The sequence below is a fragment of the Sulfitobacter sp. TMED3 genome, from assembly GCF_002167505.1.
Classification (GTDB): Bacteria; Pseudomonadota; Alphaproteobacteria; order Rhodobacterales; family Rhodobacteraceae; genus Sulfitobacter; species Sulfitobacter pontiacus.
In genome coordinates, this window is record NZ_NHBI01000022.1 from 77263 (window position 1) to 102032 (window position 24770).

The following is a 24770-nucleotide window of genomic DNA, read 5'->3' on the forward strand; positions in this document are numbered from 1 at the left end:
GAAATAAGGCAAGAATGTGGCGTTCCACTTTAACCTTGGCTTTTATGTGTCTAAGCGGCTACCTTCTGCCTCAATAATACGTTTCGTTTTTTACGACGGACATAATCAGGCGGCTGCACGATGCGATCAACGCGTTGGCGGTCATAAAATTTCTCAGGTGTCGCGCGCAGAATGCGCACCGAGGTGGAGCAGATATTATGAAGACGATAGATTTCGTCGTTCGCGATCAAGCGGGCGCATTGCAGCGTGGCACGGTTGCGGAAAACGCAAACTTCCATGTTATCCAAGCGACATCAGGTCAGGAAATCTCGCTGAACCTNCGTCAGACCGATTTNCAATCGCANCAGCGNTCGGGCAACGATCTTGTGCTNACGCTGAATGACGGGTCGGTCATCACCATCGAGAATTACTTTAACGAAACCGGTGCCGCGAACCGCCTGTTCATTTCGTCAGATGGCTATCTGAACGAAGTCGCATTCGTCGAGGCCGAAGGNGGCGGGCTTTATGCGCAATACGGNCCGACCGAGCAGTGGGGCAAATGGAGCCCCTCTGACGATCTGATCTATCTGGGCCGCAGCGATGTGGCGTCTGTNCCGGGCGGTGTCATGCCGGGCGCGGGTGACGACGAAGTGTCGATGTTGGCAGCGCCCTTGCTGGGCGGCGTCGTTGGCGGTGGTGGTGCCGCGGCAGCAGCCGGTGCGGCGGTTGTCGGNGGNGCNGCNGTCATCNGTGGCGGCGGNGGNGGNGGCAATGGCGGCAGCCCTTCGGTCGCACCTCCGTTCGTGAATGANCCCGACGCAACCGGCACGGTCGGCGGCGACGGCGCGGTAGAGCAGGTCGTTGTCACTGGCGGCGGCGAGCCCGGNTCNGANGTCGTGGTCACCATCGGCGATAAAGAAGTCACAACNACAGTTGGNGACGACGGCACATTCGAAGCCGTGTTCGAAGGCGATAACTTCCCCGACGACGGCACCTATGAAGCCGAGGTCGTCGTGACCACGGACGGCAATGAGATCGTGCTTGACGGGCCGAGCTTNGTCATCGACACCACAGCCCCCACGGTCACCATGTCCGAAGGCACGCAGAGTGTCGGCGACTTCTTTAACGGTGANTCCTTTGCGAATGGCGTCACGCTGACCGGGAACGGTGAAGCGGGCGCGACCGTTGACGTGACCGTCGCGGATGTCACNCGCAGCACCACCGTCGGCGAAGACGGCACATGGTCCGTCACATTCGAACCCGGCACGCTGCAGGGGGGNGAATACGAGACAGAGGTGCTGATCAAGACCACCGATCAATACGGCAATACCTCCACCACCACCGAAACGCTGGTGGTNGATACCATCGCACCGACCGTCGCTGTNACATCGGGCACNCAATCCGTGGGCGACAGCTATAATGCCGCATCNTTTGGCAACGGTGTCACCCTGAACGGCACGGGTGAGCCCGGTTCAACTGTGCAGCTGACCATCGGTGGCATCACCCGCACCGCAACTGTGGGCGACAACGGCACATGGTCCGCGACATGGCAGGCGGGCACCTTGCCCGAAGGCGANTACGTCAGCGATGNCACCATCGTGACCACCGACGCTTTCGGCAACAGCTCCACCTCGACNGAGCAGCTGGTCGTCGATACCGTCTCTGAAGTCGCGATNGCNGCGGATACTGTCGAAGTTGACGGCGTGATCAACGCGGCAGAGCGTGGCGACGGCGTGACGCTGACCGGCACATCGCAGCCCGGGTCGACCGTTCAGGTCACCTTTGGGGGGGTGACCCGTGACGCGGTGGTTGACGCAAACGGCAACTGGTCCGCAGATTTCGCGGCCTCCGAAATCCCGACGGGCGAGACAACGGCGACAGTGACCGCAGTCGCGACCGATGCGGCGGGCAACACGGCCACCGCAACCGGCCAAGTCGATGTCGATACTTTGGTCAACAACCTTGCCTTCACTGGCCAGACCGGCGGCAGCGACGGGGTCGTGAACGCGGCAGAGGCGGCGCAGGGCATCGTGATGACCGGCACGGTTGAACCCGGCTCGACTGTTATGGTCCAGCTTGGCCAGGTGTCGCGTGTGGCCACGGTTGCGGCGGACGGCACATGGACCGTCAGCTTCGCACCCAGCGACATCCCCGCAGGCACCTACACCAGCACAATGACCGCCACCGCCACCGACGCGGCAGGTAACGTCGACAGCGTATCGCAGTCTGTTTCAGTCGATACCGAAGCCGGTTCGCTGACCATCAGCCCGCTGCCCGTTGAGGGCGACGACGTGGTGAACGCGGCCGAGGCAAGCGACGGTGTGGCCATCTCGGGCACCGCCGATGCGGGCGCCGTTGTGCAGGTCACGCTGGCAGGTGTCACCCATACGGTTGTGGCAAATGGCAACGGTCAGTGGACCGCCTATTACGCCGCGGGCGAGGTCGCCCAAGGCGTCTATACCGCCGACATCACCGCAACCACGACCGACGCGGCGGGCAACAGCCGCAGCGCCTCTGACAGCGTGCGCGTGGACACGCGCGTCGACAACCTGTCGCTGAACACCGTCGAAGGCGATGACATCGTGAGCGGGGCAGAGCGTCTGGCGAATGGCGGCGTTCTGGTCACCGGCACCTCTGAAATCGGCTCGTCCGTGGTCGTGTCGCTTGGCGCGGCATCGGTGAACGGCGCGGTGGATGCGAATGGCAACTGGTCCGTCACCTTTGCGCCAGGTCAAGTGCCCGAGGGCACGATCAACACCACCGTTTCGGTCAAGGCAACGGATGCCGCGGGCAACTCTGCCACGGCAAGCCACGCGGTGCTGATCGACACGGTCGTGGATCCGCTCGACATGAACCAAGCGGGCGGCAGCGACGCTGTGGTCAGCGCACGCGAAGCCCAGACGGGCATTGATCTGAACGGTCAAGTCGAGGCGGGATCTAGCGTTGTGGTCAACTTTGACGGCACCAACTACACCGCGTTTGTGGACGGTGCTGGCAACTGGTCGGTCACGATCCCGCCTTCGGAAATCCGTCAGGGCACCTATGACGCCGACATCTCTGTCACCGCCACGGACCATGTGGGCAACATCGCGTCGATCACCGACACGCTCGCAATCGATACCTATGCGCCCGAAGGCCCCGTCATCGCGTCCTATACCCGCGACGGCGACGGTATCCGTGGCATCTCGACCGAGATCAGCCCCGATACGCTTGAGGTGCATCAGGTGAACGTAGACCGCTCCATCTCGGAAGTGGAATCCACCAGCTTTGACATCGACGCCATTGGCGAGCGGAACTTCCAGTTCGAAAGCAATGTGCCAGACGGGTCCGACCTGATTGTCACGGCCACTGACGCTGCGGGAAACTTTTCCGGGACGTATCTGGCGCTGGATGATGAAGCGGCGAACACGCAGTTGAGCCTGACCAACCCGAACCTGGGAAACTACAACATCGAAACCGTTGATCTGCAGTTCGCCGAAGAGGCACATCTCACGATCACGGAAACCGCGCTGGTCAACCTGTCGAGCAACACGAACGAGCTGATCATCGACGGGCATAACGACGACACCGTGACGATCACAGGCGCGGTACGTGGCGGTTCAGAGGTGCGTGGGGATCAAACCTATGACATTTATACTCTGGGCGACGAAGCCACGCTGATGATCGACAACGATATCAACGTCATCGTCTAAAGATTGCACCGCGCCCTCTGTCCAAGGGGGCGCGGTTGGCACACGCAGGCGGCAACGACCGCAGGCGTTTCCAGAATAAAAAAACCGGCACGTTAAGGGCAGGATAATGAGGCAGAGTGTAAAACGGGCAGGGGGCATGTGCGCAGCAGCGCTGGCCCTATCCGGCTGCATGTCGGATTTCGGCAGCGGCATGATGCCCGGTGACCTGATGCAATCTGACATCGTTACCCGGTTCCGCACCCCCGATGCCTCGCAGGCGATCAAACCCACCTACGCCGAAAAAATCACCGCAGACAGCCAGATCATCCAGGGTCTGGCGCTGCGGTCTTCTGTTCTGCCCGATGACACCGTGTCGGATCAGGTGGCCTCTGCCGTGCTGGCCGCCAACAGCCGTACCGCCGAGGCAGAGCTGCGCGCCGCCACCCTCCGCTCGGAAGCCGCCAGCAAGAACTGGTTGCCCAAGATCGGGCCGCAGGTCAGCTTGACATCCTTGGGGTCGCTGGCGGCCAATCTGGTGGTGGATCAGGTGCTGTTTGACAATGGCCGCCGAGCGGGTGAACGCGCCTTTGCCGTGGCCGATGTCGAGGTCGCTGCCGTGTCGCTGGCGCAAGATACGAACGACCGCGTGGCGACCGCGCTGAAGCTCTACACCAATGCGATCGAGGCGCGCGATACCGCCGCGCTGAACCGTGTCGCGCTTAAGGATATGACGCATTTCGAATGGGTGATGCAGGAACGGGTCAAAGGCGGCGTGTCCGATGTGTCCGACCTGACGATCCTGCGCCAGAANCTCCTTGAGATCCGCGCCACGCTTGATGCCTCCGTCGAACGCGAAGCCACGTCNATGTCCGAGCTGAACGCCATGTCGATCCGCCCGCTGGATACGCTGCACGGCTTGCCCGAAGTGCCCGTGAACAGCTTTGCCGGTGCGCCTTTGTCCGTGGTGCGTGCCGAGGCCGAAAAGACCCGCGCCATCGCCGCCGCCAAGGTGGAACGCGCCGGATTGCTGCCGGGGCTGTCGGCGGGTGCGACCATCGGTGAAGGGGGCGGCGCAGGGCTGANCCTTGAATCGGATCAGCTNCTGGGTCTGGGCACNAAAGCCTCGCTTGATGCNTCGGCCATGGCCGAGGAAACCGCGACCCGCAAGGTCCGGCAATCGGTCGAGGATGCCAACCGCGCGCTGCGCCGTCTGGAGAAACAGCTTGCCGCCAAGACTCGTCAGGCCACCGAGGCCGCGACCCTTGCGGCACAGGCCAAACGCAACCTTGACCTGTTTCAGGAACAATATGACGCCGGTCAGCGTCAGGTCATGGATGTNGTCGGCGTCTACGANACCTATTCGCNTCAGCAGCAGTCGCAGATCAGCCTCAAGTACGAGGCCGTNCGTCTGAAGATCGAGATGGCGCAGATACAGGGCGTGTTGGCGGACGGGAGCGCGATTTGACCCAGAAGCCGACCTTTACGCTGACAATCACCAACGGCAATCAGGGTCGGATGGCGGCGGCGGATGCAGCCCGGCCCAAGGCAGAGAACGCCAACCGCCCCGAAGACCGTCTGATGGCGCGGNCCAAACTGGCCGCGACCTATGCCGGANTGCTGGGCGTCACCACCGCGCCACGCGACATCTTTGANATCGTCGCCACGGCCCCCTTGCAGGGCAATGATCCGCAGGNAGAGGCCGAAGCACTGGCCCGCGGGATGGAAAGCGCNGGGCTGGTGACACAAGTCAGCCGGGCGCGGGGGATATCGAAAGATATGTGGCCTGCGCTGGCCTATATGACCTCGGGGCAGGTCTTGCTTGTCATGGGGCAGCAGCGTGGCGATCTGATCNTGTATGACACNACNTGCACCGACAATCGCGCGATGGTGCCGATCAGCGANTTCAAACCCTTCTTTGCGGGGCTGATNCTGCGGGCCGAAGCCTCCCTGAAAACGGTGGCCGAAACCCATAAGACCGATGGCGCGCCTGCGCATTGGTTCTGGGGGCAGTTTCCGCGCTTTCGNCGCCAGCTGATAGAGGTCGCGACGGGGTCNTTNGTGGCCAACCTGCTGGCCGTCGCTGTGGCGCTGTTTTCCTTGCAGGTCTATGACCGCGTGATCCCGCATCAGTCCGAAGCGACGCTTTGGGTGCTCGCCGCCGGTGCGGGGCTCGCGTTGCTGATGGAAGCTTTCCTNAAGATGGCGCGGGCGCGTCTGATGGATGGGGCAGGGCGGCAGATNGAGCTGTCGGTGCAGGACATCCTGATGCGCCGGNTGCTGGGGATGCGGTCCGACACGCGCGGCCAAGCCCCGAACCAGCTGTTTTCCGCGATGCGNGAATTCGGGTCGGTGCGTGAATTCTTTACCGCGTCGACCATTGGCACGATCGCGGATATNCCCTTTATCTTCGTGTTCCTCTTCCTCGTGGCCAGCATNGCGGGGAATGTCGTCTGGGTGCTGGTGCTTGGCGGTATCCTGATGCTTGTGCCGGGGTTCTTTCTGCAAAAGAAAGCGATCCAACTGACGCAGGAGACCCAAGGCGCGTCGACCAAATCCTCGCGGCTGCTGCACGAGGCGATATTCGAGCTTGATACGGTCAAGACCCAAAGNGCAGAGGACCGCGTGCTGCGCCTGTGGACCGAGCTGAACACCCTGTCGTCCGTCAAATCGTCAGAACAACGCAAGCTCGCGTCCTTCCTCACGTTCTGGAGCCAAGGGGTCCAGCAGGCCACCTATGTCGCGGCGGTCATCGTGGGCACCTATCTGGTGTTTGCGGGGGAATTTACCGTGGGGTCGATCATCGCGGTCGGTATCCTGACGGGCCGGACGCTGGGGCCGCTGACGCAGCTGTCGGGCACGATGGCGCGGTGGGGCAATGTCAAAGGCGCGCTTGACGGGCTNGACGCGATTGTCGCCGCGCCGCAGGACACCGCAGAGGNGCGCACCTATCTGCGCCGTGAAAAGCTGAAAGGCCAGTTCGANCTGCGCGANGTGATCTTCCGCTACGAAGATGACGGCGCACCGACGGTGGACATCAAAGCCATGTTGATCCAGCCGGGGCAGCATGTCGCCGTGCTGGGGGCCAATGGATCGGGCAAATCGACACTGCTGAAGATGCTCAGCGGGCTTTATGCCCCGACCGAAGGGCGCATTCTGGTGGACGGCACAGAGCTGGGCCAGATCGAGCCGCGCGACCTGCGCCGGCTGATCGGCTATCTGGGACAGGACGTGCGCCTGTTCTCGGGCACGCTGCGCGACAACCTGAACCTCACCATGCTGGAACGCGACGACGACCGCCTTCACGCAGCCCTTGATTTCGCAGGGCTGGGGCCGTTCGTGCGCAACCACCACAAGGGGCTGGACCTAGAGATCAAGGACGCGGGCGCGGGCCTGTCCATCGGGCAGCGTCAATCCATCGGCTGGGCGCGCCTGTGGTTGCAGGATCCGGCGATCTGCCTGCTGGACGAACCCACAGCCGCGTTGGACCAAAGGTTGGAGGCAACGCTGGTCTCGCGGTTGCAAAGCTGGATGGCGGGGCGCACCGCGATCATCGCAACCCACCGCGCCCCGATCCTTGCGCTGACCGAACGCACGCTGGTGCTGCAGGATGGCCGCATGACCATCGACGGGCCCAAGGAAAAAGTGCTTGCCCATCTGGCGGGACAGAAGGGGCACGTCGCATGAGCAGTCTCAGCACCACGCCACTGGGCGCGCAGATGACGGGGCAGATGCGCGGACCGTCCATGGTGATCTGGCTTTGCGGCGCGTCGGTGCTGGTCTTCCTGCTGTGGGCTGCCTTTGCATGGGTCGATGAAATCGTGCGTGCCGAAGGATCGATGATTTCCAGCTCGCGACCCCAGATCATCCAGAACCTTGAAGGTGGTATTCTGGCAGAACTCGCCGTGGGCGAGGGCGATCATGTGGAGAAGGGCGACGTGTTGGCCCGTCTGCATGGCACCCAGTTCCAATCCGCAGTGGACGACCTGCGCGACCAGATCAGCGCCTTTGAAATACGCCGTCTGCGCCTGGAGGCAGAGCTGGCCGGACAGTACGACTTTGAAGTGCCCGACGCCTATGCCACGCGCACGCCCGATATCGTCGCCTCTGAGCGGGCATTGCTGAAAGCGCGGCAATCGGACTTTGTCTCGCGCTCCGAAGGGGCGGGGCGGGTGCTGACCGAGGCGTTGAAAGAGCGTGAGCTGCTTGAGAATATGCTCAAGAAAAAGATCGTTTCGCTGATCGAGGTGACGCGCGCGCGCAAGACCCATGCGGATGCGCGGATCAAGCTGGACGAGATCGTCACCGGCACAGAACTGGAGCGTGCGCAGGAATATTCCGATGTGCTCAAAGAACTGGCGACGCTGAAACAGAACCTCAAGGCGAGCACGGACCAGTTGAACCGCACCGTCCTGGTCAGCCCCCTGCGCGGCATCGTCAACAACCTGAGCGTGACCACCATCGGCGGCGTCGTACGACCGGGCGAGGAGATTTTGCAGATCATCCCGTTGGACGAAGAGCTTTTCGTCGAGGCCCGCGTCAAGCCCGAAGACATCGCCGGCGTGCGCCCCGGGCAAGAGGCGACGGTCAAGCTGTCGGCCTATGACTATACGATTTACGGCACGTTGAAGGGCACGGTCAAATTGATCTCGGCCGATACGTTCAAGGACGAACGATCCCGCGCGCCGGATGGGGATCCGCACTATAAGGTCACGTTGCAGGTGGACACAGAACACCTCACCCCGCGGCAGGCGTCTTTGCAGATCCGACCCGGCATGCAGGCAAGCGTGGAGTTGCACACAGGATCAAAGACGGTTTTGCAGTATCTGTTGAAGCCGCTTTACAAGTCCAAAGAGGCGTTTCGGGAGCCGTAGGCGNGNCAAGGGGGCTGTCTGCCCCCCNGACCCCCCGAGGANTTTTNNTCCATTTGGAAGATCAGGGGTTTTCTGTGTCGAGCCAGAGGGTGACGGGGCCGTCGTTGGTGAGCGCGACGGACATATCGGCNCCGAATGAACCGGTTTGGACATGAATGCCNAGGGCGTCGACGCAGGNGANGAAATCTTCGTATAGCGTTTTGGCCTGATCGGGCTTGGCGGCGCGCGAGAAACCGGGGCGGGTCCCGCGGGAGGTATCGGCGGCAAGGGTGAACTGGCTGACAATCAGCGCGCTGCCGCCCGTATCCGGCAGGCTGCGGTTCATTTTGCCAGCATCATCCTTGAACAGACGCAGCTTGGCGATCTTTTGTGCCAGTCNTCTGCGCGGTCGCATGTGTATCGTCGGGCATGGCGCAGACGAAGATCAGCAGCCCGTGTTCGATNTGACCGATGATCTGGCCGTCGACAGTGACGGAGGCGTTGCTGACGCGTTGTAGNAGTGCGCGCATATCAGGATTTCCAATCGATGATGTCTTCAGGGGTGGCCCGNTGCGTGCGGAACCGGTTGATCGGTGCCGCGTCATCCGCATAGCCAAAGGAAATCGCGCAAAGGATCAGGCGGTCTTGCGGCAGNTCGAAATGCTGTCGCACGGTGGGCGCATAGGCAGCGATGGCGGCCTGGGCGATGGTGGCCACNCCAAGCGCCGTAGCCGCCAGGGTAAAGGCCGTGACAAAGCCGCCGCTGTCCATCGCCCCGTAGGCCCCAAGCTCAGCAGGGGAGGTCACGATCGCCACATGGGGCGCGTCAAACAAGGCATAGTTCCGCATCATCTGCGCCATGCGGCCCGCATGNTCCGATTTCTCGANCCCGACGGCGTCATANAGCTGGAACCCGCAGGTCCGCCGCCGGTCGCCGTAGACGCCGCTGTAAGAGGNCGGCCAGTCCAGATCGGGGGCGGGGGGNGTGCCNTTNGCAATCTCTAGCGCCAANGCGTCGCGGAAGCGGNCGGTCGCGGCCCCTTTGGTGACGGTCAGCTGCCAAGGCTGCGCATTNCACCACGACGGCACGTGGCGCGCNGCGTCNACGATACGGGTGATGATCGCGTCGTCGACCGGATCGGGGCGAAAGGCGCGGCACGAAGAACGCGCGCGCAGGATGTCGGTGAATGTATCGATCTGNGTCATTTNTGGAGCGCCATAAAATAGCCAACGACCCCGGCGACAATCAGGCCAAGGATCACGGCAAAGGTGATTTTCACAGCGGAATAGGGGCGTTCGCCCTGTACGCTGCCTGTGCGGCCGTTGACCACAAAACGATAGGTCTTGCCGCGGTACTTGTAAGCTGCCAGCCAGACCGGCAGCAGGATATGTTTGAATGTCACATCGCTGACCTGCGTCTGGATATTGTGGATGCGCTGACGGTCGCCGCCGATATCAAAACGCACATCGCGCTGGATCATCGCGTCCATCACCTCGCGTGCCTGTGCATAGCCTTCATCAAGCGTCACCGCATAGGCTTCGGCGCGAAACCCGGCNAGGTATTCCGGGGCATAGGGTTCAAGGGCCGCCAGATCCCACGGGGCCAGCGCATCGGTGAACCTTTTGGGGAGCGATTTCGACGCCAGCACCAGCACATCATCAAAGAACCGCGCCACCCGACCCGAGGTCGCCCGCCAGCGGATTTTCGGCACCTGNTGCTGCACNCGNTTGCCGTCGCGCATGACGGTCTGGGTGACGTAATAGACCGTGCCCCTTTCGCCCGAATAGCTGGAGCGCGTGTCGGCGTCATAGGTCCAGTAGGGCACATAGATGCCTTGCATCTTGCGGCCCTTGCGCGCGTATTCCTGCAGGCCATTGGGGGCAAACCACAGGCTGCCCANCCAGTCGGTCATGGCATCGCGTGCNGTATNNTCGGTCAGGCCAAAGGGCAGCACGGCGCGGGGTTTGATNTGGCGGTTCACNCCGGTATCGATCACCACAGGGGTCGCGCAGAACGGACATTCGGTGGCGTGTTTGCCGGGGGCGAACTCTACCTGTGCGGCGCAGTTGGGGCAGGTTGTGACCCGTGTATCNTCCATCTGCGATTGGGGGAGAGCGCTGGCCAGTGCGGCCTGGAAATCCAGCTCGGCGATNGGGNTATGCAGGCCGCGCGTGCCNGAAATNTCTTCGGTATTGCCGCAGTGGTCGCAGACCAGCAGATATCTTTCGGGATCAAACCGCAGATCGGACCCGCAGGTNTCACAGGGGAACCGGTGTTCCTCGGTCGGTGTGGGGGGCAGGTCGGGGTCGTCAAAGCCGGTGCTGGCGGGCATAGAGCTGTCCTTTGGTCAGGCCTGCCCCAGACATAGGGCAGTGCGCCCCCTGCCGCCAGAGCAGGGTCACAAAAAACGGTGNAGCACTTTAGGGGCCATGATGCGCAGGGCGTTGTCGNGCAGGCGAAGGTGACGCCAGATGTGAAATGCGGCATGGGCCAGCGCGATGCCTGCAAGAGNGTAGAATTCGATGCTGTGNATCAGCCCGACGAGGTCGTTGGCGCGCGGCATATCAAGGGGCACGGCAATCGGGACNATCCCNCCGGCCCAAAGCTGCACGGTNGANGTCACCCCGATCAGCAGCCCTGTNAGNGCGACGCCAAAGATACCCCAGATCANNGTCTTNTGCAGCNCCGGATGCAGCCAACGGGCCCAGCCCCGAAGCTTGGGGCCGGGGCGCCCCAGCAGGCCGCGCTGCATGTANGACACCCACCACAGCAGGGCCGCGCTGACAAAGACCAAGCCCATGACCGAATGGAACCGCACCGCCGCAGGCCCGATCCGCGCCACATCCGCCGGCTGCACCAGCAGGAACCAGATAAACAGCGGCACCATGCCCCAATGCAAAAGCTTCATCAGGGTCCGACGGTGGGGCAGCAAGGGGCGACGGCGCGGGGTCATAGCCTAGACACGCGCCTTGCCCGTTCCAAGTTTCACAGAGCCTTACGCAGGNGGCGGCGGGGGCGGCAGCACGGTAAAGAGCTGCGCCAGCTCGGCCACATCGTCTGCTTTCAGCCAGCCATCCTGACCGGGGGTCCAGACATAGGTNTCGCGGGTNANCCCGCCATCCGTGGCCATGCGGCCCAATGCGGCCTTTGAAAACGGGCCCTTGGTCTGGCCGTTCTCTGCNAGATGCCAGACCTTTTCAGGNTGCGGCGGGGGCGGGGGCGTCTGTGCAGCGGGGGCCGCAGCCGCGGGGCGCGGGCCCCACGGGCCTGCCTGCGCGGCNGCGGCCTGGCCCATCTGCATGCCCAATCCGGCNCCCAGACCGGTCTGCATTGCTGCGCCGGCGGCGCCCTCGCGGCCCAATGCCTCTGCCGCCTGGAACTGCGTGAACTTGTTCAAATCCCCGATCACCCCCATCGACGACCGTTTGTCCATCACCTCCTCCACGGCGGGGGGGAGCGAGATGTTTTCGATATAAAGTTCGGGGATGGTCAGCCCGTATTCTGCAATGGTGGCCGAGATTTCGGTGCTCACCAGTTTGCCNAGNTCACGGGTGTTGGCGGCCATATCCATGACCGGAATATTGGACAGCGCGATGCTGCGCGAGAATTCCTGCACGATGATATTGCGGATCTGATAGCTGATCTCGTCCATGGTGAATTCACCATCGGTGCCNACGATTTCGGTCAGGAACCGCGCGGGNTCCGACACTTTGACAGAGTAGGTACCATATGAACGCAGGCGCACGGGGCCGAACTCGGGGTCGCGCACGATGATCGGGTTCTTGGTGCCCCATTTCAGATCGTTGAAACGGGTGGTGTTGACGAAATAGATCTCGGATTTGAAGGGGCTTTTGAAGCCGTGATCCCAATGCTGCAGCGATGTCATGATCGGCATGTTGTTGGTTTCAAGCATATAAAGGCCGGGCGTGAACACATCGGCCAGTTGACCTTCGTGGACAAAGACCGCCGCTTGCCCTTCGCGGACCGTCAGCTTGGCCCCGTATTTGATCTCGTGGCCTTCGCGCTCGAACCGGGACACCATCGTGTCGCGGGTGTCGTCCGTCCAATGGATAACGTCGATGAATTGGCCAGAGAGAAAATCGAGAATACCCATGTCTTGGTCCTTTCGGGGGAGGTCGGTGGCGGGTTAAACGGGCCCGCCGATCAGTTCGAACGCGATCTTGCGGGCCACGGGGGTTGCCTCTTCGGCGGTCATGCCGGCGTGCAAGCGCGGNTCATAGAGCATTTTCAGCAGCAGCTCGTCGTGACGGGTGAGCAGCGCGAATTCATCGTCATCATTAAAGATCGACGGGCGTGCGGTGGGGCTGTCGTTGGCAAGGCCAAGGCCCTGCGCAAGTTCTTCATGGATGCACGACAGCCGCATAAGCGAGGGGTTCTCGGCACGGATGACGGCGACGGCAGCGGTATAGGTGCTGGGGTCCGCGCCACCGGCATAGGCGGCGACGATGCAATAGGTATCGCGGCGCAGATCGCTGAGCGCGGCAAGGCTTTCGGCGGTCACACCGGGGATGCGTTCGGCGGCTTGGGCNAGGGCGGCGGGGCGGTCATCCTCGCCCGCGATGATCACCATAAAGTTCGGCTTGCCGCCCACGGTGATGGAATGCTGCGTCGTGGCGGCGAGGCGGGTGGCATAGTCGCGGATCGAGGCCGCATCGCGGTCNCGCTCGGACGGGGGAACGCTGTCGCCAAAGACGACCTCCATCCGGACGGGGCGTTCCCAGCGGCGCATGGGGGTCTTATCGCCGCGTCCGGTCAGGGTGGCGTTATATTCGTTGTAAAAAGCGATCTGTTCAAAGTTGCGCACCAGCATGTCGGCGGTAAAGGGCGTGTCCTGCCCNCCACCATCCCGGCGCAGCAANCCNTGGCTCAACTGGGCCTGCTGNACCTGGTTGAAATAGCTGCGCAGCTTGGCGCTTTTTTGCGACGTNGGCTTGGCCACCACGGGGGGCGGGGCCGGCGGNGTGTCGGGGCGCGCGATGGGTTTCAGCGTCGGTTCNACAGGGGGCTGCGGGGTGCAGGCGGCCAGCGCGGCGACCACAGCCGCCGTGCCGATCCATCCTGTTCGCCCCAACCGTTGCCATACCATATCGCGCGCTCCAGGTTGTGACGGGGTTATGCCGCAGGGGACGCGGGCTTGGCCGCTTTGGCAGAGGCCAGCGTGTCGCGCAGATTGGCCTCCATCTCTTGCAGGTCTTTCTCGGCAGAGGCACGGCGCGCCTTGCCTTCGTCGGCGATCTGCAGCGATTCCTGAATGGTCCCGATCAGGTCGGCATTGGCCTGTTTGACGGCCTCGATGTCGAAGACGCCGCGTTCCATCTCGGTCCGGATNACCTTGTTGCTTTCGCGCAGGTTCTGCGCGTTAGAGGTCAGCAGCTCGTTCGTCAGGTCATTGGCGTCACGCACGGCGGCGGCGGCTTCGACGCTGCGCTGGATGGTGACCGCCTGCGCCAGCTGGGTTTCCCACAGCGGCACGGTGTTCACGAGGGTCGAGTTGATCTTGGTCACCAGCGACTTGTCGTTTTCCTGCACCAAGCGGATCGAGGGGAGCGATTGCATCGTCACCTGACGGGTCAGTTTCAGGTCATGCACACGGCGTTCCAGATCGTCCCGCGCGGCGCGGATGTCGCGCAGTTCCTGNGCGACCATGACCTGATCCGCCTCTGGTGCGGCGTCGACCTCTGCCTGTTTGGCGGGGATTGTGGTCGCGTCNANCTCTGCCAGCTTGGCCTCGCCNGCGGCGATATAAAGCGCGAGCTCATCATAGAACTGCAGCGTCTTTTCGTACAGCATATCAAGGGATTTGATATCCTTGAGCAGGGTATGTTCNTGGGTCAGCAGCTCGTCCGTGACGCGGTCGATCTGACCCTGTANCTTTTCGAACTTGGCGGTGAATTTGGCAAAGGGGGCCGCGCGGCCCAAAAGGCGNTCCCACCAGCTGCGNTCACGGCGCACGTCCAGCTCGGACACGGAAAAGCCGCGGATGGTTGTNACGATCGTGCGCAGGCTGTCACCGGCAGGGCCCACATCCTTGTTGCGCACGTCCTGCAACATCGCCTGACTGATCTCCTGCAGCTCGGCCTGAGCGCCGGACCCGAAACCGATGATCGACTGCGTGTCGCCCATGTCGATCTCTGCCATGCGGCTTTTGATCTCTGCCGATTGTGGCGCATCGGCTTTCTCAAGCGAGACGACGGCATCCGCAGGGGCGGGGTCGGGCAGGATCTGCGCGTTGACCTCTTCCACCANCGCTACGGATTGGGTCGCTTTGTCACGAACGGTATCAGACATGTTTCAAGTATTCCTATGCTCTTGGGGCGGGGCGCGTCAGTCGAGACGCACGCCTTCTCGGGAAAGCCGCTCGCGCAGCACGTCGATTTCGATGTTCAGGTCGGTCTTGTCTTCCAATAGCGATTTTTGGGTGCGCGCGGCAAAGTTTTTGTCCAGATCATCNAGCAAAGCCAGATAATCGGCGCGTGCCTGCGCATCGCCGGTGCTGGCGTAGATATCCGCAAACTTGATTGTCGCGTCACGCGCGCCCAGCAGATAGACCGACAGGTATTTACGCGCACCGGTCAGATCACGCGGATCATCCTGCACNGTGCGGATCAGNGTGCGNGCGGTGTCCTGAAACNGCGCCAGCCGGTCGCGCGCCTTGCGATCGCCCGCGCGTGCAATGGCGGTGTTCATNGCGGNAAGGTGTTTTTCCGCCTCGTCCACGACACGGGCNACGCGGTCTTTCTGGAAGCTGTCCACGCCCTCCATCCCTTTGGATGTCAGCGGATCGATGCCAAAGGCCGACACATGCAGCCCCATCGCGGCCAGCGCATAAAGCACAGGGGCCGCCAGTCCGGGGTCATTCTTATAGGCNGCAAGCGCCACGCCGGCACCGGTCAGAAGGCTGGCGATGATCTTGCGCGGCAGGGCGGGNCGTTCGGCAACCTTGCGCGCGGTATAGGCGGCTTCGGCTTTCAGCCCCTCGCGCAGCATCCATGCGGCACCGGTCAGCGTCGCCGCCGCCAGCAGCCCCAATGCAAGCCCCTGCGCCCCGTCGTTCAACGACATGAACACAAGCGGAATGGCGGGGATGAACAAGATTTTGGCCCGCCCGCTTGCGGGGTCGACCTCTATCCGTTTGGCACGGGTGCCCTGCGGAGGCGGCGTGCTGCCGTTCGTGTCATGATTGCTGTATTTACCGCCAAAGCGCTGCGCCATGGATCAAAGCCCCCCGAGCCAGCCGGTAGAGACACCGAACAGCAAGACAACAAGCGCGGCATAGGTGATTTTCTGAAACGGTGTCGGTGCCATGGGGCGATAAACCTCCTGTCCATGCGCTGGTGTCGATGCACGACGGCCCGCGTCCAGAATCCTNGCGATGATTGTCACCAAAACGGCGACAAACGCAACAATCAGCGCCAGCGTGGCGACAAAGACAAGCAATCGACCCATCGGACCTTCCTTTGCACGACATATAGTCGCAGTGCCCGCCACCCGCTAGGGTCACGCACGCAAAAGTAGCGGCCAAAGGGCCGTAAACCCACAGAAATCAGGGTTTACGGGTGGATTTTACGCGGGTGCCGAACTTGCGCGGCGCGGGGTCGGACGCGGGGCGTGCGGGCTTGGACTTGCCATAGCCGGGCTTGGGCTTGCCGGGGATGGTCTTGCCTGTCGCGGTCTTGTCACCNGGTTCCTTGGGCAGNCCGGGGCGACCNGGGCCCGGCTCTCCGGGTTTGCGGGCCTTGCGCTTGATGATGCGCGCGGGCTTTTTCTTGACCGCGGTGCCGGTGGTATCGGCAATCTCGAGGCCCAGCTGGTCNCGGACCACNTTGCGCTTGAGCTCCTCGACCTCGCCGGTTTTCAGCTCGCCAAGCTGGAACGGGCCATAGCTGGTGCGGATCAGCCGGTTCACCGACAGGTTCACCGCCTCCATCGCGCGGCGGATCTCGCGGTTCTTGCCTTCGCGCAGCCCGACGGTCAGCCAGGCGTTCGCCCCTTGTTGCCGGTCCAGCGTGACCGTCATCGGCTGAAAATCCTCGCCATCNACGGTGATGCCCTTGCGCAGCGGTTCNAGCATATCGTCGGTGGGGCGGCCATTNACGCGCACGCGGTANCGGCGCAGCCAGCCGTTCGAGGGCAGTTCGAGGCGGCGCNTGACCTCGCCATCATTGGTGAGCAGCAGCAACCCTTCGGAGTTGAGATCAAGACGACCGATGCTCATGACGCGGGGCATGTCTTCGGGCAGATCGTCAAAGATCGTGCCGCGGCCCTTTTCGTCGCGGTTGGTGGTGACCAGCCCCGTGGGCTTGTGGAACAGCCAGACGCGGGGTGGTTCGGGCTCGCCCACCGGTTTGCCGTCGACGGTGATCGCGTCCGAGGGCGTCACGTTCAACGCAGGCGAATCGATCTGCGCACCGTTGACGCGCACGCGACCGGCCTCGATCATGCGTTCGGCCTCGCGGCGACTGGCGATGCCGGCACGGGACAGGACTTTGGCAATGCGGTCACCGGGAGGGGTGCCGGATTTCGGGGGCTGGGAGGGTGTATCTGCGCTCATCCTTCAGCGCTTACCCTGTTTCCCGCGCTTGCGAAAGGGCGGCGTTTGCGGGCAAGAGAGGTGTATGAGCTTTACGTCCTATATGTCCCAAGCGCTGGAAGAGGCCCGCGCCGCCGCTGCCCGTGGTGAAGTGCCCGTGGGCGCGGTCATCGTGGCGCCCGACGGACAGGTCGTCGCGCAGGCGGGCAACCGGACGCGCGAGCTGAACGATCCCACCGCCCATGCCGAGGTGCTGGCGATCCGTGCTGCCTGTGCGGCGGCGGGGTCCGAAAGGCTGGGCGGGCATGCGCTTTATGTGACGCTGGAACCCTGCGCCATGTGTGCCGCCGCGATCTCTGCCGCGCGGGTGGCACGCTTGTACTACGGCGCGTCAGACCCCAAGTCTGGCGGTGTGGCGCAGGGGGCGCGGGTGTTTTCCCACGCGCAATGTCACCACGCCCCCGACGTTTATGACGCCATCGCAGCGCCCGAAAGCGAACTCCTGCTAAAGGCGTTTTTTGCAGAGAAACGAAAAGGATAGACCCATATGGCCCAACGGGACGAGCTGAGCATTTTCGTGCGCGACGCCTTGGCTGCGGGCAAGTCACGGGCCGAGATCACAGCCGCACTGACCCATGCGGGCTGGCGCAGCGCCGAGGTGCAGGACGCGCTGAACGGCTGGGACGAGATGCCGTTCTCTCCGCCCATTCCGCGGCCTGTGGCGACGGTGTCTGCGCGGGACTTCTTTACCTATGCGCTGACGTTCTGCGTCTTGATCCTTGGCGCGTTCAATCTGGTTGTCGTATTACAGGCGCTGGTCGATGTGGTCTTTGCCACGGGCGACGGCGGCAACGACCGGTCGATCCGCTGGGGTGTTGCGGTGTTGATCGTGACCGGACCGATGTATCTGTGGCTGACCTTGCGCGAGCGGCGGAAATTGGCGCGCGACCCTGCGCTCTACCGCTCTGCGATCCGCAAATGGATGATCTACATCGGCCTGCTTTTGGCCGCGCTGACGATGTTAGGGGACTCGATTGCCACCATCTATGCGCTGCTGACCGGTGACCTGACGGCGCAATTCCTGCTCAAGGCGCTGGTGGTGCTGGTCGTCGCCGGGGGCATCTTTGCCTATTATCTGCGCGATCTGCGCGAAGAGGCCCCGGCGTGAACAAGTTGCTGCTGATTTGCATGTCTGTGCTGGTCGGCGGTGCCATCATCGGCGGCTTGGTCGTGGTGGGTGGCCCGCAGCACGCAAGGCTCGCCCAGCAGGACAGTCAGCGCCTCAGCGATCTGCGGACCTTGCACACGCATCTGATGTGCCTTGGTCACCCGCGCAAACCATTGCCGCAAGCGCTTGCGGATGACAGCTATTGTCCCGGCACGCGGTCCGGTCTGCGCGATGTGCTGACCCAAGGCGACCCTGCAACGGGCGCGCCTTACGCCTATCACCGCCTCAGCGATACCGCGTTCGAGGTCTGCGCCACACTGGCGCTTGATCCGGCAGAGGCGCGCAAAGCTGCGTTTGATCAAGACACCATCGCCCTGCGCGCCAACCACACCCTTTGTTTCATCGGGGATCGCGCCGGTTCTGTGAACTAGGCCGTTTTACAGGCTGATCGGTTTAAGCACCTCGGGCTCGATCACATCGACGCCGGGCAAGCCGTCGATCAGTACCTGTGCCGATTGTTCAAGCGCGTCGAAGGTGCGGTAGTGGCAGGGGATGACGGTCTTGAAGTCAAAATACCGTTTCGCCGCATAGGCCGCACCGGCCATATCCATAGTGAAATGGCCGCCCGCGCTCAGGATGCCGATATCGGGTTTGTGGTAGTCGCCCATCCAATCCATATCCGCCATAATATCCGTATCGCCCGAGACATAGATCGTGCGGCCTTCGCCCTTGATCATAAAGCCGATCTCGGCCCCCATATAGACAGGCCCCGCGTCCCCATCGACGGAAGAGGAATGCGACGCAGGGACCATTGCTACATCGACCTTGCCGCAGCGGATAGTGCCGCCTTTGTTGAAACCGGTGGTGTTTTCCACGCCCTGCGCGCTGAAATAGCCCATCAGTTCGACCATGCCTGCAACCGGCGCGCCGGTTTTCTCGGCCACCATCTTGAGGTCCTGGGTGTGGTCGAAATGCCCGTGGGTCACCAGGATTTGCGTCACGCCGGCCAGAGCGGCCTCGTGCTGCGCGTCGTCCAGCATCGGATTGCCGGTGAGCCAGGGGTCGATCAGCAGAATCTGATCCTCGATCTCGATGCGAAAGCTGCCGTGGCCAAGCCAGATGATATCCATTTGGGTCTCCCTTATTCCGTGTCTTTAGCGGACTGTAGCGCGTGATGCCGCTTTGGGGAGCCTCCGGCGGGAGTTTATTTGGCAAAATGAAGGATCAACCGGCGCGATTGCGGGTCAGAGGCAGCCCCCAGACTTGCGGGGGCGGGCAGGGGGCGATAAACGGCACCCAATCAGATGAAGGAGCGCCCATGTCCATTGACGAGTCCACAGCCGCACGGGTGGCGAAACTGGCCCGCATCAAGGTCGAACCCGACGCCTTGCCCGCGCTGGCGCAAGAGTTCAACAATATCCTCGGCTTTATCGAGCAGTTGAACGAAGTCGATGTCGACGGGGTAGAGCCGATGACATCGGTCACGCCTCAGGTGTTGAAAAAGCGCGAGGACGTGGTGCGCGATGGCGACCAACAGGCCAAGGTGCTGGCCAATGCGCCCGACGCGCGCGAAGGATTTTTTGCGGTTCCGAAGGTGGTTGAATAATGGCTGATCTGAATAAACTGGGCCTTGCCGATGCACGTGACGCGCTGCGCAAGGGGGATGTGACCTCGGCCGAGCTGACGGCGGCATGTCTGAGCGCGATCGAGGGCGCGGGCGCGCTGAATGCTTTTGTCCACCACACCGGTGATCTGGCGATGGATCAGGCCAAGGCAGCCGATGCGCGGATCAAATCCGGCGATGCCCCTGCCATGTGCGGTCTGCCCATCGGCATCAAGGATCTGTTCTGCACCAAAGGGGTGCCATCGCAAGCCGCGTCGCGTATTCTTGAAGGCTTCTTGCCCGAGTATGAAAGCACCGTATCGCAGAACCTGCTGGACAGCGGGGCCATCATGCTGGGCAAGCTAAACATGGATGAATTCGCGATGGGATCGTCCAATGAAACCTCCGTGTATGGCAATGCCGTCAACCCGTGGCGGCGTTCGGGCGATGAGACAGCGCTGACACCCGGCGGATCTTCGGGCGGGTCGGCGGCGGCTGTGGCAGCGGATCTTTGTCTTGCGGCCACCGGCACCGATACCGGCGGATCGATCCGCCAGCCTGCGGCCTTTACCGGCACCGTGGGGATCAAGCCAACCTACGGCCGCTGCTCCCGCTGGGGCGTCGTGGCCTTTGCCTCGTCGCTGGATCAGGCGGGCCCGATGACCAAGACCGTGCGCGATGCGGCGATCATGCTGGGTGCCATGGCGGGGTATGACCCCAAGGACAGCACCTCTGCCGAGCTGGCGGTCCCTGATTTCGAAGCCGCCTTGACCGGCGACATCCGTGGTAAAAAGATCGGCATCCCGCGGGAATACCGCATCGACGGTATCCCTGCCGAGATCGACAAGCTGTGGCAGGACGGTATCGCCATGTTGCGCGACGCCGGGGCCGAGATCGTTGATATCTCTCTTCCGCATACGAAATACGCCTTGCCTGCCTATTACGTGATCGCACCGGCGGAAGCTTCGTCGAACCTCGCCCGCTATGACGGGGTGCGCTATGGTCACCGCGCCAAGCTGGACCACGGCGACGGCATCACCGAGATGTACGAAAAGACCCGCGCCGAAGGCTTCGGGGCCGAGGTGCAGCGCCGTGTCATGGTCGGTACCTATGTGCTAAGCGCGGGCTTCTACGACGCCTACTACAACCGGGCGCGCAAGGTCCGCACGTTGATCAAGAAAGACTTCGAAGACGCCTTTGCGGCCGGTATCGACAGCATCCTGACCCCGACCACGCCCTCGGCGGCCTTCGGTCTGGGCGAGATGACGGATACGGATCCTGTGGCGATGTATCTGAACGACGTCTTCACGGTCACCGTGAACCTCGCGGGGCTGCCCGGTATCGCATTGCCCACCGGCACCAGCGAGACCGGCCTGCCGCTTGGCTTGCAGCTGATCGGCCGCCCATGGGAAGAGGCCGATCTGCTGTCTACCGCCTATGCGCTGGAGCAGGCGGCGGGCTTTGTAGCCAAGCCGCAGAAATGGTGGTAAACCCCCGCCAATAAACCAGAGCAGATAAAGCAGGTCCGATGATGATACGTTGTTCAATTGTTGCAGCCTTGGGGCTCGCCCTGGCGGCCTGCCAGCCCGTAATCCCCGACAGTGGACGGGGTGTCGGTTTTGACGGGTCGTTCGACGCCGCGCAATCCCAGCGGGATACGGCCCTGGCAGGCGGGGCGGTGGCAACGATGCCAGCACCCGCCACGGTGGACGCCACGCCGCTGGACACTGTCGATGATGGCTCCGCTGCGGCGACGGCTGCAGAAACGGCACGTATCCTGGATGCCACGCGCCCCGGTGGGCTTGGCAATGATGCCGCGACCAATTCGGGCGTAGCCCCTGTGAACGCCAGCCCATCCAACCCTGCGCCACCGGTGCTGGGGGCAGGGGGAATCTCGCAAGAGAACAACTTTGACGCCGTGGCTGATGAGCGCAGCATCGAAGGCGACGCGGCCCGCATCGCGGCCAACCGCGCGCAATACCGTGTGGTGCAACCCGAAGCCCTGCCGGACCGCGCCGATGCCGGGCCCAATATCGTGGCCTATGCTTTGCAGAACAATCACGCCGTCGGCACCCCGATTTACACCCGTCGGGGGTTCAACAAGCAGCGCAAATTCGCACGGGCCTGCGCCCAGTATTCGCACCCGGATCAGGCGCAGATCGCCTTCCTCAGTGCGGGCGGCCCTGAAAAGGACCGCTCTGGCATGGACCCTGACGGCGACGGATACGCCTGCAACTGGGACCCGAGCCCCTATCGCAAAGGGGTGCAGGGCTAGGCCCTATGGCAGACGCGCCTGACCGCTACCTTTCCCCGAACCATGGGCCGCGCCGCAACGGGTTGCGGCCCTCTTTGATCGTGCTCCACTATACCGCGATGGACAGTGCAGAAGCGGCCTGCGCACGTCTTTGTGACCCTGCGGCCGAAGTCTCCGCCCACTACCTGATCACGGGCAAGGGCGAGACTGTACCACTCGTCCCGGAAGACCAGCGTGCCTGGCATGCCGGAGCGGGGGGATGGCAGGGTCGCGATGACATCAATTCACGCTCTATCGGGATAGAGCTGGATAACCGCGGAAATCACCCCTTCTCCGAACCGCAGATGGCCACGCTTGAAACCCTGCTGCGCGGGATTATGCAGCGGTGGTCGATCCCGCCCGAAGGGGTCATCGGCCATTCGGATATGGCCCCCGGACGCAAGATCGACCCCGGACCGCGATTCGACTGGCCACGTCTGGCGCGTCAGAACCTTGCCGGCAAAGGTAGTCGGTACGCGGAAAACGCCCCCGGATCCGACCCCACGCCGGCCGCCTTTATCGCGGCGGCACATGCGGCAGGCTACACCGCCACCGATGATATTGATCTCCTGCTGCACAGCACGCGTCTGCGGTATGCCCCCTGGCGCAAGGGGCCGCTCTGCGCCGCGGATATGACCCTCGGGCATGATCTCTAGCACCACACCCTTTTCCAAATGGTTAAAATCCTCGCCGAAGGCATCGCGGCGGGTGAAACTGATTGACCCCACCTGAAGTTAAGCGCTAGGCGTGCAGCGCGCGGAAGGCTGGATGGCCGCGGCCTTGGCAACAAGGTCGAGGAAAGTCCGGACTCCCAGAAGAAACGGTGCCGGGTAACGCCCGGGCGGGGTAACCCGACGGAAAGCGCCACAGAAAACAGACCGCCGCTTCGACGGGTCGGGCAACCGATACCACCGGGGAGGTAAGGGTGAAACGGTGCGGTAAGAGCGCACCGCGGAGGTGGTAACATCTCTGGCAAGGCAAGCCCCACCGGGAGCAATGCCAAATAGGGACCGCGCGCCGCGTCTGGCAACAGGCAAGGCGGGGCCACTTCTGCCCCAGCAGGTCCGGGTTGGCAGCTGTAGCTGTGCAGGCAACTGCATGGTCAGAGGAATGGTCATCCCCTGTCGCAAGGCGGGGACAAAATCCGGCTTATAGGCCTTCCGCGCATAATCATGGTCTTTACCCCTGTTCTTCGGGGGCTTGGTCCGGAAAACTTCAATTTTTCCGGTTCGTTTGGGCCATGGGCAGGAAATAGCGGTTGACTCAGGCGCAGGCGTGACTAGAACCCAAAACTCAGGATTTCACGAGCGGTCGATCAGCGGCCTGCTCGTCGTTGCAGGAGAACGACTATGGCGAAGCCAACCACGATCAAGATCCGTCTGAACTCGTCCGCGGGCACAGGCCATTTCTACGTAACCAAGAAAAACGCACGTACCATGACCGAGAAAATGGTCATCAAAAAGTACGACCCCGTTATTCGTAAGCACGTTGAATACAAAGAAGGCAAGATCAAGTAAGATCTTACCGTCGACGCGATATGAAGGCCGCGCCTCGTGCGCGGCCTTTTGCGTTTTTCTACCTCGGACATGGGAACAGCCCCGCTGTCGCGGCTAAGTACCGGATGTGATCGCAAGGAGACGGGCAATGCCCAAAGAAGGCCATTACATCAACCGGAGCAACTGGTTGCGCGCCGCTGTACTGGGGGCGAATGACGGGATTGTTTCCATCTCTAGCCTTCTGGTCGGCGTTACCTCGGCGGGGATGGCGACCGGAAATGTCGCCCTGACCGGTTTCGCCGGATTGACCGCTGGCGCACTGTCCATGGCCGCGGGGGAGTATGTCTCTGTCTCGGCGCAGGCCGATGTGGAAGCCGCCGATCTGGAGCGTGAGCGTATCGCGCTGGAGGAAGACCCAGACTACGAGCTGGAAGAGCTTGCCGAAGGGTTGGAGAACCGCGGCGTCGATGCCGCGCTTGCCGTCAAGGTTGCCACGCAGATGACGGACCACGACGCTCTTGGTGCGCATGCGCGCGAAGAGCTCGGTATGTTTGGCCTGGCAGGGCAGGCGAATCCGCTGCAGGCCGCCGGGGCCTCCGCGCTCGCCTTCGCTCTGGGTGGGGCCTTTCCGTTGATCGCAGCACTTGTCGCCCCTGCCGGGTACGCTTTGATGGCGATTGCCGTGACCGCTGTGCTCGCTCTGGCACTGCTTGGCGGCGGCGGTGCGCGGCTTGGCGGTGCGCCCATGCGTTCGGCGATTATTCGTGCGGTGGTCTGGGGCGCGCTTGCGATGGCCGTGACCGCTGCGTTGGGGCAAGCCTTCCACGTTGCGGTTTAGCTTGGTCGGGGGTGAGCTGGCGCCTGAGCTGAGACCTTCGAAATCATCACTTCTGTGAGCATTTCGAGAGGAGGTTCGCTCCTCTGCGGGTGTGCTTTTCTGCGCGCCCGACTGGAAGACGTACAGTCGCAAGGTCGTGCCAGCACGCTTGTTGAACCGAATGTTACTGAAAAGACTGCTTAGATGGATTGCAGTTAAGCGGAAGCGTCGCGGGCAGATTAGGTAGACGGGCCGACGGTTGTGATAGCGCCTAGGGCAAAAGACAGCGCCCACCGAACAGATGTCGATGGGCGCTCGTTCTTAGGTATTTCCCCGCGTCG

20 protein-coding genes, 1 other RNA gene and 1 pseudogene are annotated in these 24770 nt (G+C 62.7%); 13 read left to right on the forward strand and 9 right to left on the reverse strand.

What is annotated here, in order from left to right:
- Positions 1-197: 197 nt before the first annotated feature.
- The 3 genes from CBB63_RS06460 (at position 198) to CBB63_RS06475 (ending at position 8521) form a co-directional block, all read left to right on the forward strand.
- Positions 198-3671 (forward strand): Ig-like domain-containing protein, encoded by a 3474-nt coding sequence (locus CBB63_RS06460; RefSeq protein ID WP_286698550.1) that lies wholly within the window; start codon positions 198-200, stop codon positions 3669-3671.
- 1440 nt (positions 3672-5111) lie between these two features.
- Positions 5112-7334: an ATP-binding cassette domain-containing protein gene (locus CBB63_RS06470; protein WP_286698552.1), complete on the forward strand. Its 2223-nt coding sequence runs from the start codon at positions 5112-5114 to the stop codon at positions 7332-7334.
- Positions 7331-8521 carry an HlyD family type I secretion periplasmic adaptor subunit gene (locus CBB63_RS06475; RefSeq protein WP_286698553.1) on the forward strand — a complete coding sequence of 397 codons (1191 nt, stop codon included), beginning with the start codon at positions 7331-7333 and terminating at the stop codon, positions 8519-8521. The genes CBB63_RS06470 and CBB63_RS06475 overlap by 4 nt, the downstream gene beginning before the upstream one ends.
- 61 nt (positions 8522-8582) lie before the next feature.
- Here the strand turns inward: CBB63_RS06475 and dtd are convergent.
- The 8 genes and pseudogenes from dtd to CBB63_RS06525 all read right to left on the reverse strand — a co-directional run bounded on the left by dtd (position 8583) and on the right by CBB63_RS06525 (position 17073).
- Positions 8583-9030, reverse strand: a pseudogene (gene dtd / locus CBB63_RS06480) (D-aminoacyl-tRNA deacylase).
- Position 9031: 1 nt separating this feature from the next.
- Positions 9032-9706, reverse strand: a complete 675-nt coding sequence (locus CBB63_RS06485; protein ID WP_286698554.1) for a nitroreductase family protein — start codon at positions 9704-9706, stop codon at positions 9032-9034.
- Positions 9703-10833 (reverse strand): TFIIB-type zinc ribbon-containing protein, encoded by a 1131-nt coding sequence (locus tag CBB63_RS06490; RefSeq protein WP_286698555.1) that lies wholly within the window; start codon positions 10831-10833, stop codon positions 9703-9705. Before CBB63_RS06490 ends, CBB63_RS06485 begins: the two co-directional genes overlap by 4 nt.
- A gap of 663 nt (positions 10834-11496) precedes the next feature.
- Positions 11497-12615, reverse strand: a complete 1119-nt coding sequence (locus CBB63_RS06500; protein ID WP_286698557.1) for an SPFH domain-containing protein — start codon at positions 12613-12615, stop codon at positions 11497-11499.
- A gap of 33 nt (positions 12616-12648) precedes the next feature.
- Entirely contained in the window at positions 12649-13608 is a 960-nt protein-coding gene (locus CBB63_RS06505; RefSeq protein ID WP_286698558.1) for a DUF2927 domain-containing protein, read from the reverse strand.
- Between the two features lie 26 nt (positions 13609-13634).
- Complete coding sequence (locus tag CBB63_RS06510) at positions 13635-14810, reverse strand: toxic anion resistance protein (RefSeq protein WP_286698559.1); 1176 nt, start codon at positions 14808-14810, stop codon at positions 13635-13637.
- Positions 14811-14846: 36 nt separating this feature from the next.
- Positions 14847-15734, reverse strand: coding sequence for a 5-bromo-4-chloroindolyl phosphate hydrolysis family protein (locus CBB63_RS06515; protein ID WP_286698560.1), 888 nt, complete (start codon positions 15732-15734; stop codon positions 14847-14849).
- A 331-nt stretch (positions 15735-16065) separates the two neighbouring features.
- Positions 16066-17073 (reverse strand): pseudouridine synthase, encoded by a 1008-nt coding sequence (locus CBB63_RS06525; protein ID WP_286698561.1) that lies wholly within the window; start codon positions 17071-17073, stop codon positions 16066-16068.
- Between the two features lie 64 nt (positions 17074-17137).
- On the opposite strand from CBB63_RS06525, the gene CBB63_RS06530 reads away from it, so the two are divergent.
- Genes CBB63_RS06530 through CBB63_RS06540 form a run of 3 tightly spaced genes read left to right on the forward strand, consistent with a single transcriptional unit; the run spans position 17138 to position 18651 of the window.
- Positions 17138-17593: a nucleoside deaminase gene (locus tag CBB63_RS06530; RefSeq protein ID WP_286698562.1), complete on the forward strand. Its 456-nt coding sequence runs from the start codon at positions 17138-17140 to the stop codon at positions 17591-17593.
- Positions 17594-17599: 6 nt separating this feature from the next.
- Complete coding sequence (locus tag CBB63_RS06535) at positions 17600-18220, forward strand: DUF5671 domain-containing protein (protein ID WP_286698563.1); 621 nt, start codon at positions 17600-17602, stop codon at positions 18218-18220.
- Positions 18217-18651 (forward strand): hypothetical protein, encoded by a 435-nt coding sequence (locus tag CBB63_RS06540; protein ID WP_286698564.1) that lies wholly within the window; start codon positions 18217-18219, stop codon positions 18649-18651. Before CBB63_RS06535 ends, CBB63_RS06540 begins: the two co-directional genes overlap by 4 nt.
- 6 nt (positions 18652-18657) lie before the next feature.
- Here the strand turns inward: CBB63_RS06540 and CBB63_RS06545 are convergent, their stop codons facing one another.
- Entirely contained in the window at positions 18658-19350 is a 693-nt protein-coding gene (locus CBB63_RS06545) for a metal-dependent hydrolase (RefSeq protein WP_180829052.1), read from the reverse strand.
- A 188-nt stretch (positions 19351-19538) separates the two neighbouring features.
- On the opposite strand from CBB63_RS06545, the gene gatC reads away from it, so the two are divergent.
- The 7 genes from gatC (at position 19539) to CBB63_RS06580 (ending at position 24450) form a co-directional block, all read left to right on the forward strand.
- A complete protein-coding gene (gene gatC, locus CBB63_RS06550; RefSeq protein WP_005852277.1) occupies positions 19539-19826 on the forward strand; it encodes an Asp-tRNA(Asn)/Glu-tRNA(Gln) amidotransferase subunit GatC in 288 nt (95 codons plus the stop codon).
- The gene (gatA, locus tag CBB63_RS06555; protein ID WP_009826480.1) at positions 19826-21313 is read left to right on the forward strand and encodes an Asp-tRNA(Asn)/Glu-tRNA(Gln) amidotransferase subunit GatA; all 1488 of its coding nucleotides are present in this window, start codon (positions 19826-19828) and stop codon (positions 21311-21313) included. Before gatC ends, gatA begins: the two co-directional genes overlap by 1 nt.
- Before the next feature lie 38 nt (positions 21314-21351).
- Positions 21352-22098, forward strand: a complete 747-nt coding sequence (locus CBB63_RS06560; protein WP_286698565.1) for a hypothetical protein — start codon at positions 21352-21354, stop codon at positions 22096-22098.
- Between the two features lie 5 nt (positions 22099-22103).
- Positions 22104-22772 carry an N-acetylmuramoyl-L-alanine amidase gene (locus CBB63_RS06565; RefSeq protein WP_286698566.1) on the forward strand — a complete coding sequence of 223 codons (669 nt, stop codon included), beginning with the start codon at positions 22104-22106 and terminating at the stop codon, positions 22770-22772.
- Positions 22773-22872: 100 nt separating this feature from the next.
- An RNA gene (gene rnpB, locus CBB63_RS06570) (RNase P RNA component class A) lies at positions 22873-23284 on the forward strand.
- 181 nt (positions 23285-23465) lie between these two features.
- Positions 23466-23633 carry a 50S ribosomal protein L33 gene (gene rpmG, locus CBB63_RS06575; protein ID WP_005852281.1) on the forward strand — a complete coding sequence of 56 codons (168 nt, stop codon included), beginning with the start codon at positions 23466-23468 and terminating at the stop codon, positions 23631-23633.
- A gap of 127 nt (positions 23634-23760) precedes the next feature.
- Positions 23761-24450 carry a VIT1/CCC1 transporter family protein gene (locus CBB63_RS06580; protein ID WP_184582644.1) on the forward strand — a complete coding sequence of 230 codons (690 nt, stop codon included), beginning with the start codon at positions 23761-23763 and terminating at the stop codon, positions 24448-24450.
- Positions 24451-24770 lie beyond the last annotated feature (320 nt).

Excerpts from the sequence above, each read along its gene's own strand:
- CBB63_RS06475 (WP_286698553.1), top strand. The coding sequence starts at position 7,331 with ATGAGCAGTCTCAGCACCACGCCACTGGGCGCGCAGATGACGGGGCAG.
- CBB63_RS06530 (WP_286698562.1), top strand. The coding sequence starts at position 17,138 with ATGAGCTTTACGTCCTATATGTCCCAAGCGCTGGAAGAGGCCCGCGCC.
- CBB63_RS06535 (WP_286698563.1), top strand. The coding sequence starts at position 17,600 with ATGGCCCAACGGGACGAGCTGAGCATTTTCGTGCGCGACGCCTTGGCT.
- CBB63_RS06545 (WP_180829052.1), bottom strand. The coding sequence starts at position 19,350 with ATGGATATCATCTGGCTTGGCCACGGCAGCTTTCGCATCGAGATCGAG.
- gatC (WP_005852277.1), top strand. The coding sequence starts at position 19,539 with ATGTCCATTGACGAGTCCACAGCCGCACGGGTGGCGAAACTGGCCCGC.
- gatA (WP_009826480.1), top strand. The coding sequence starts at position 19,826 with ATGGCTGATCTGAATAAACTGGGCCTTGCCGATGCACGTGACGCGCTG.
- CBB63_RS06560 (WP_286698565.1), top strand. The coding sequence starts at position 21,352 with ATGATGATACGTTGTTCAATTGTTGCAGCCTTGGGGCTCGCCCTGGCG.
- CBB63_RS06565 (WP_286698566.1), top strand. The coding sequence starts at position 22,104 with ATGGCAGACGCGCCTGACCGCTACCTTTCCCCGAACCATGGGCCGCGC.
- rpmG (WP_005852281.1), top strand. The coding sequence starts at position 23,466 with ATGGCGAAGCCAACCACGATCAAGATCCGTCTGAACTCGTCCGCGGGC.
- CBB63_RS06580 (WP_184582644.1), top strand. The coding sequence starts at position 23,761 with ATGCCCAAAGAAGGCCATTACATCAACCGGAGCAACTGGTTGCGCGCC.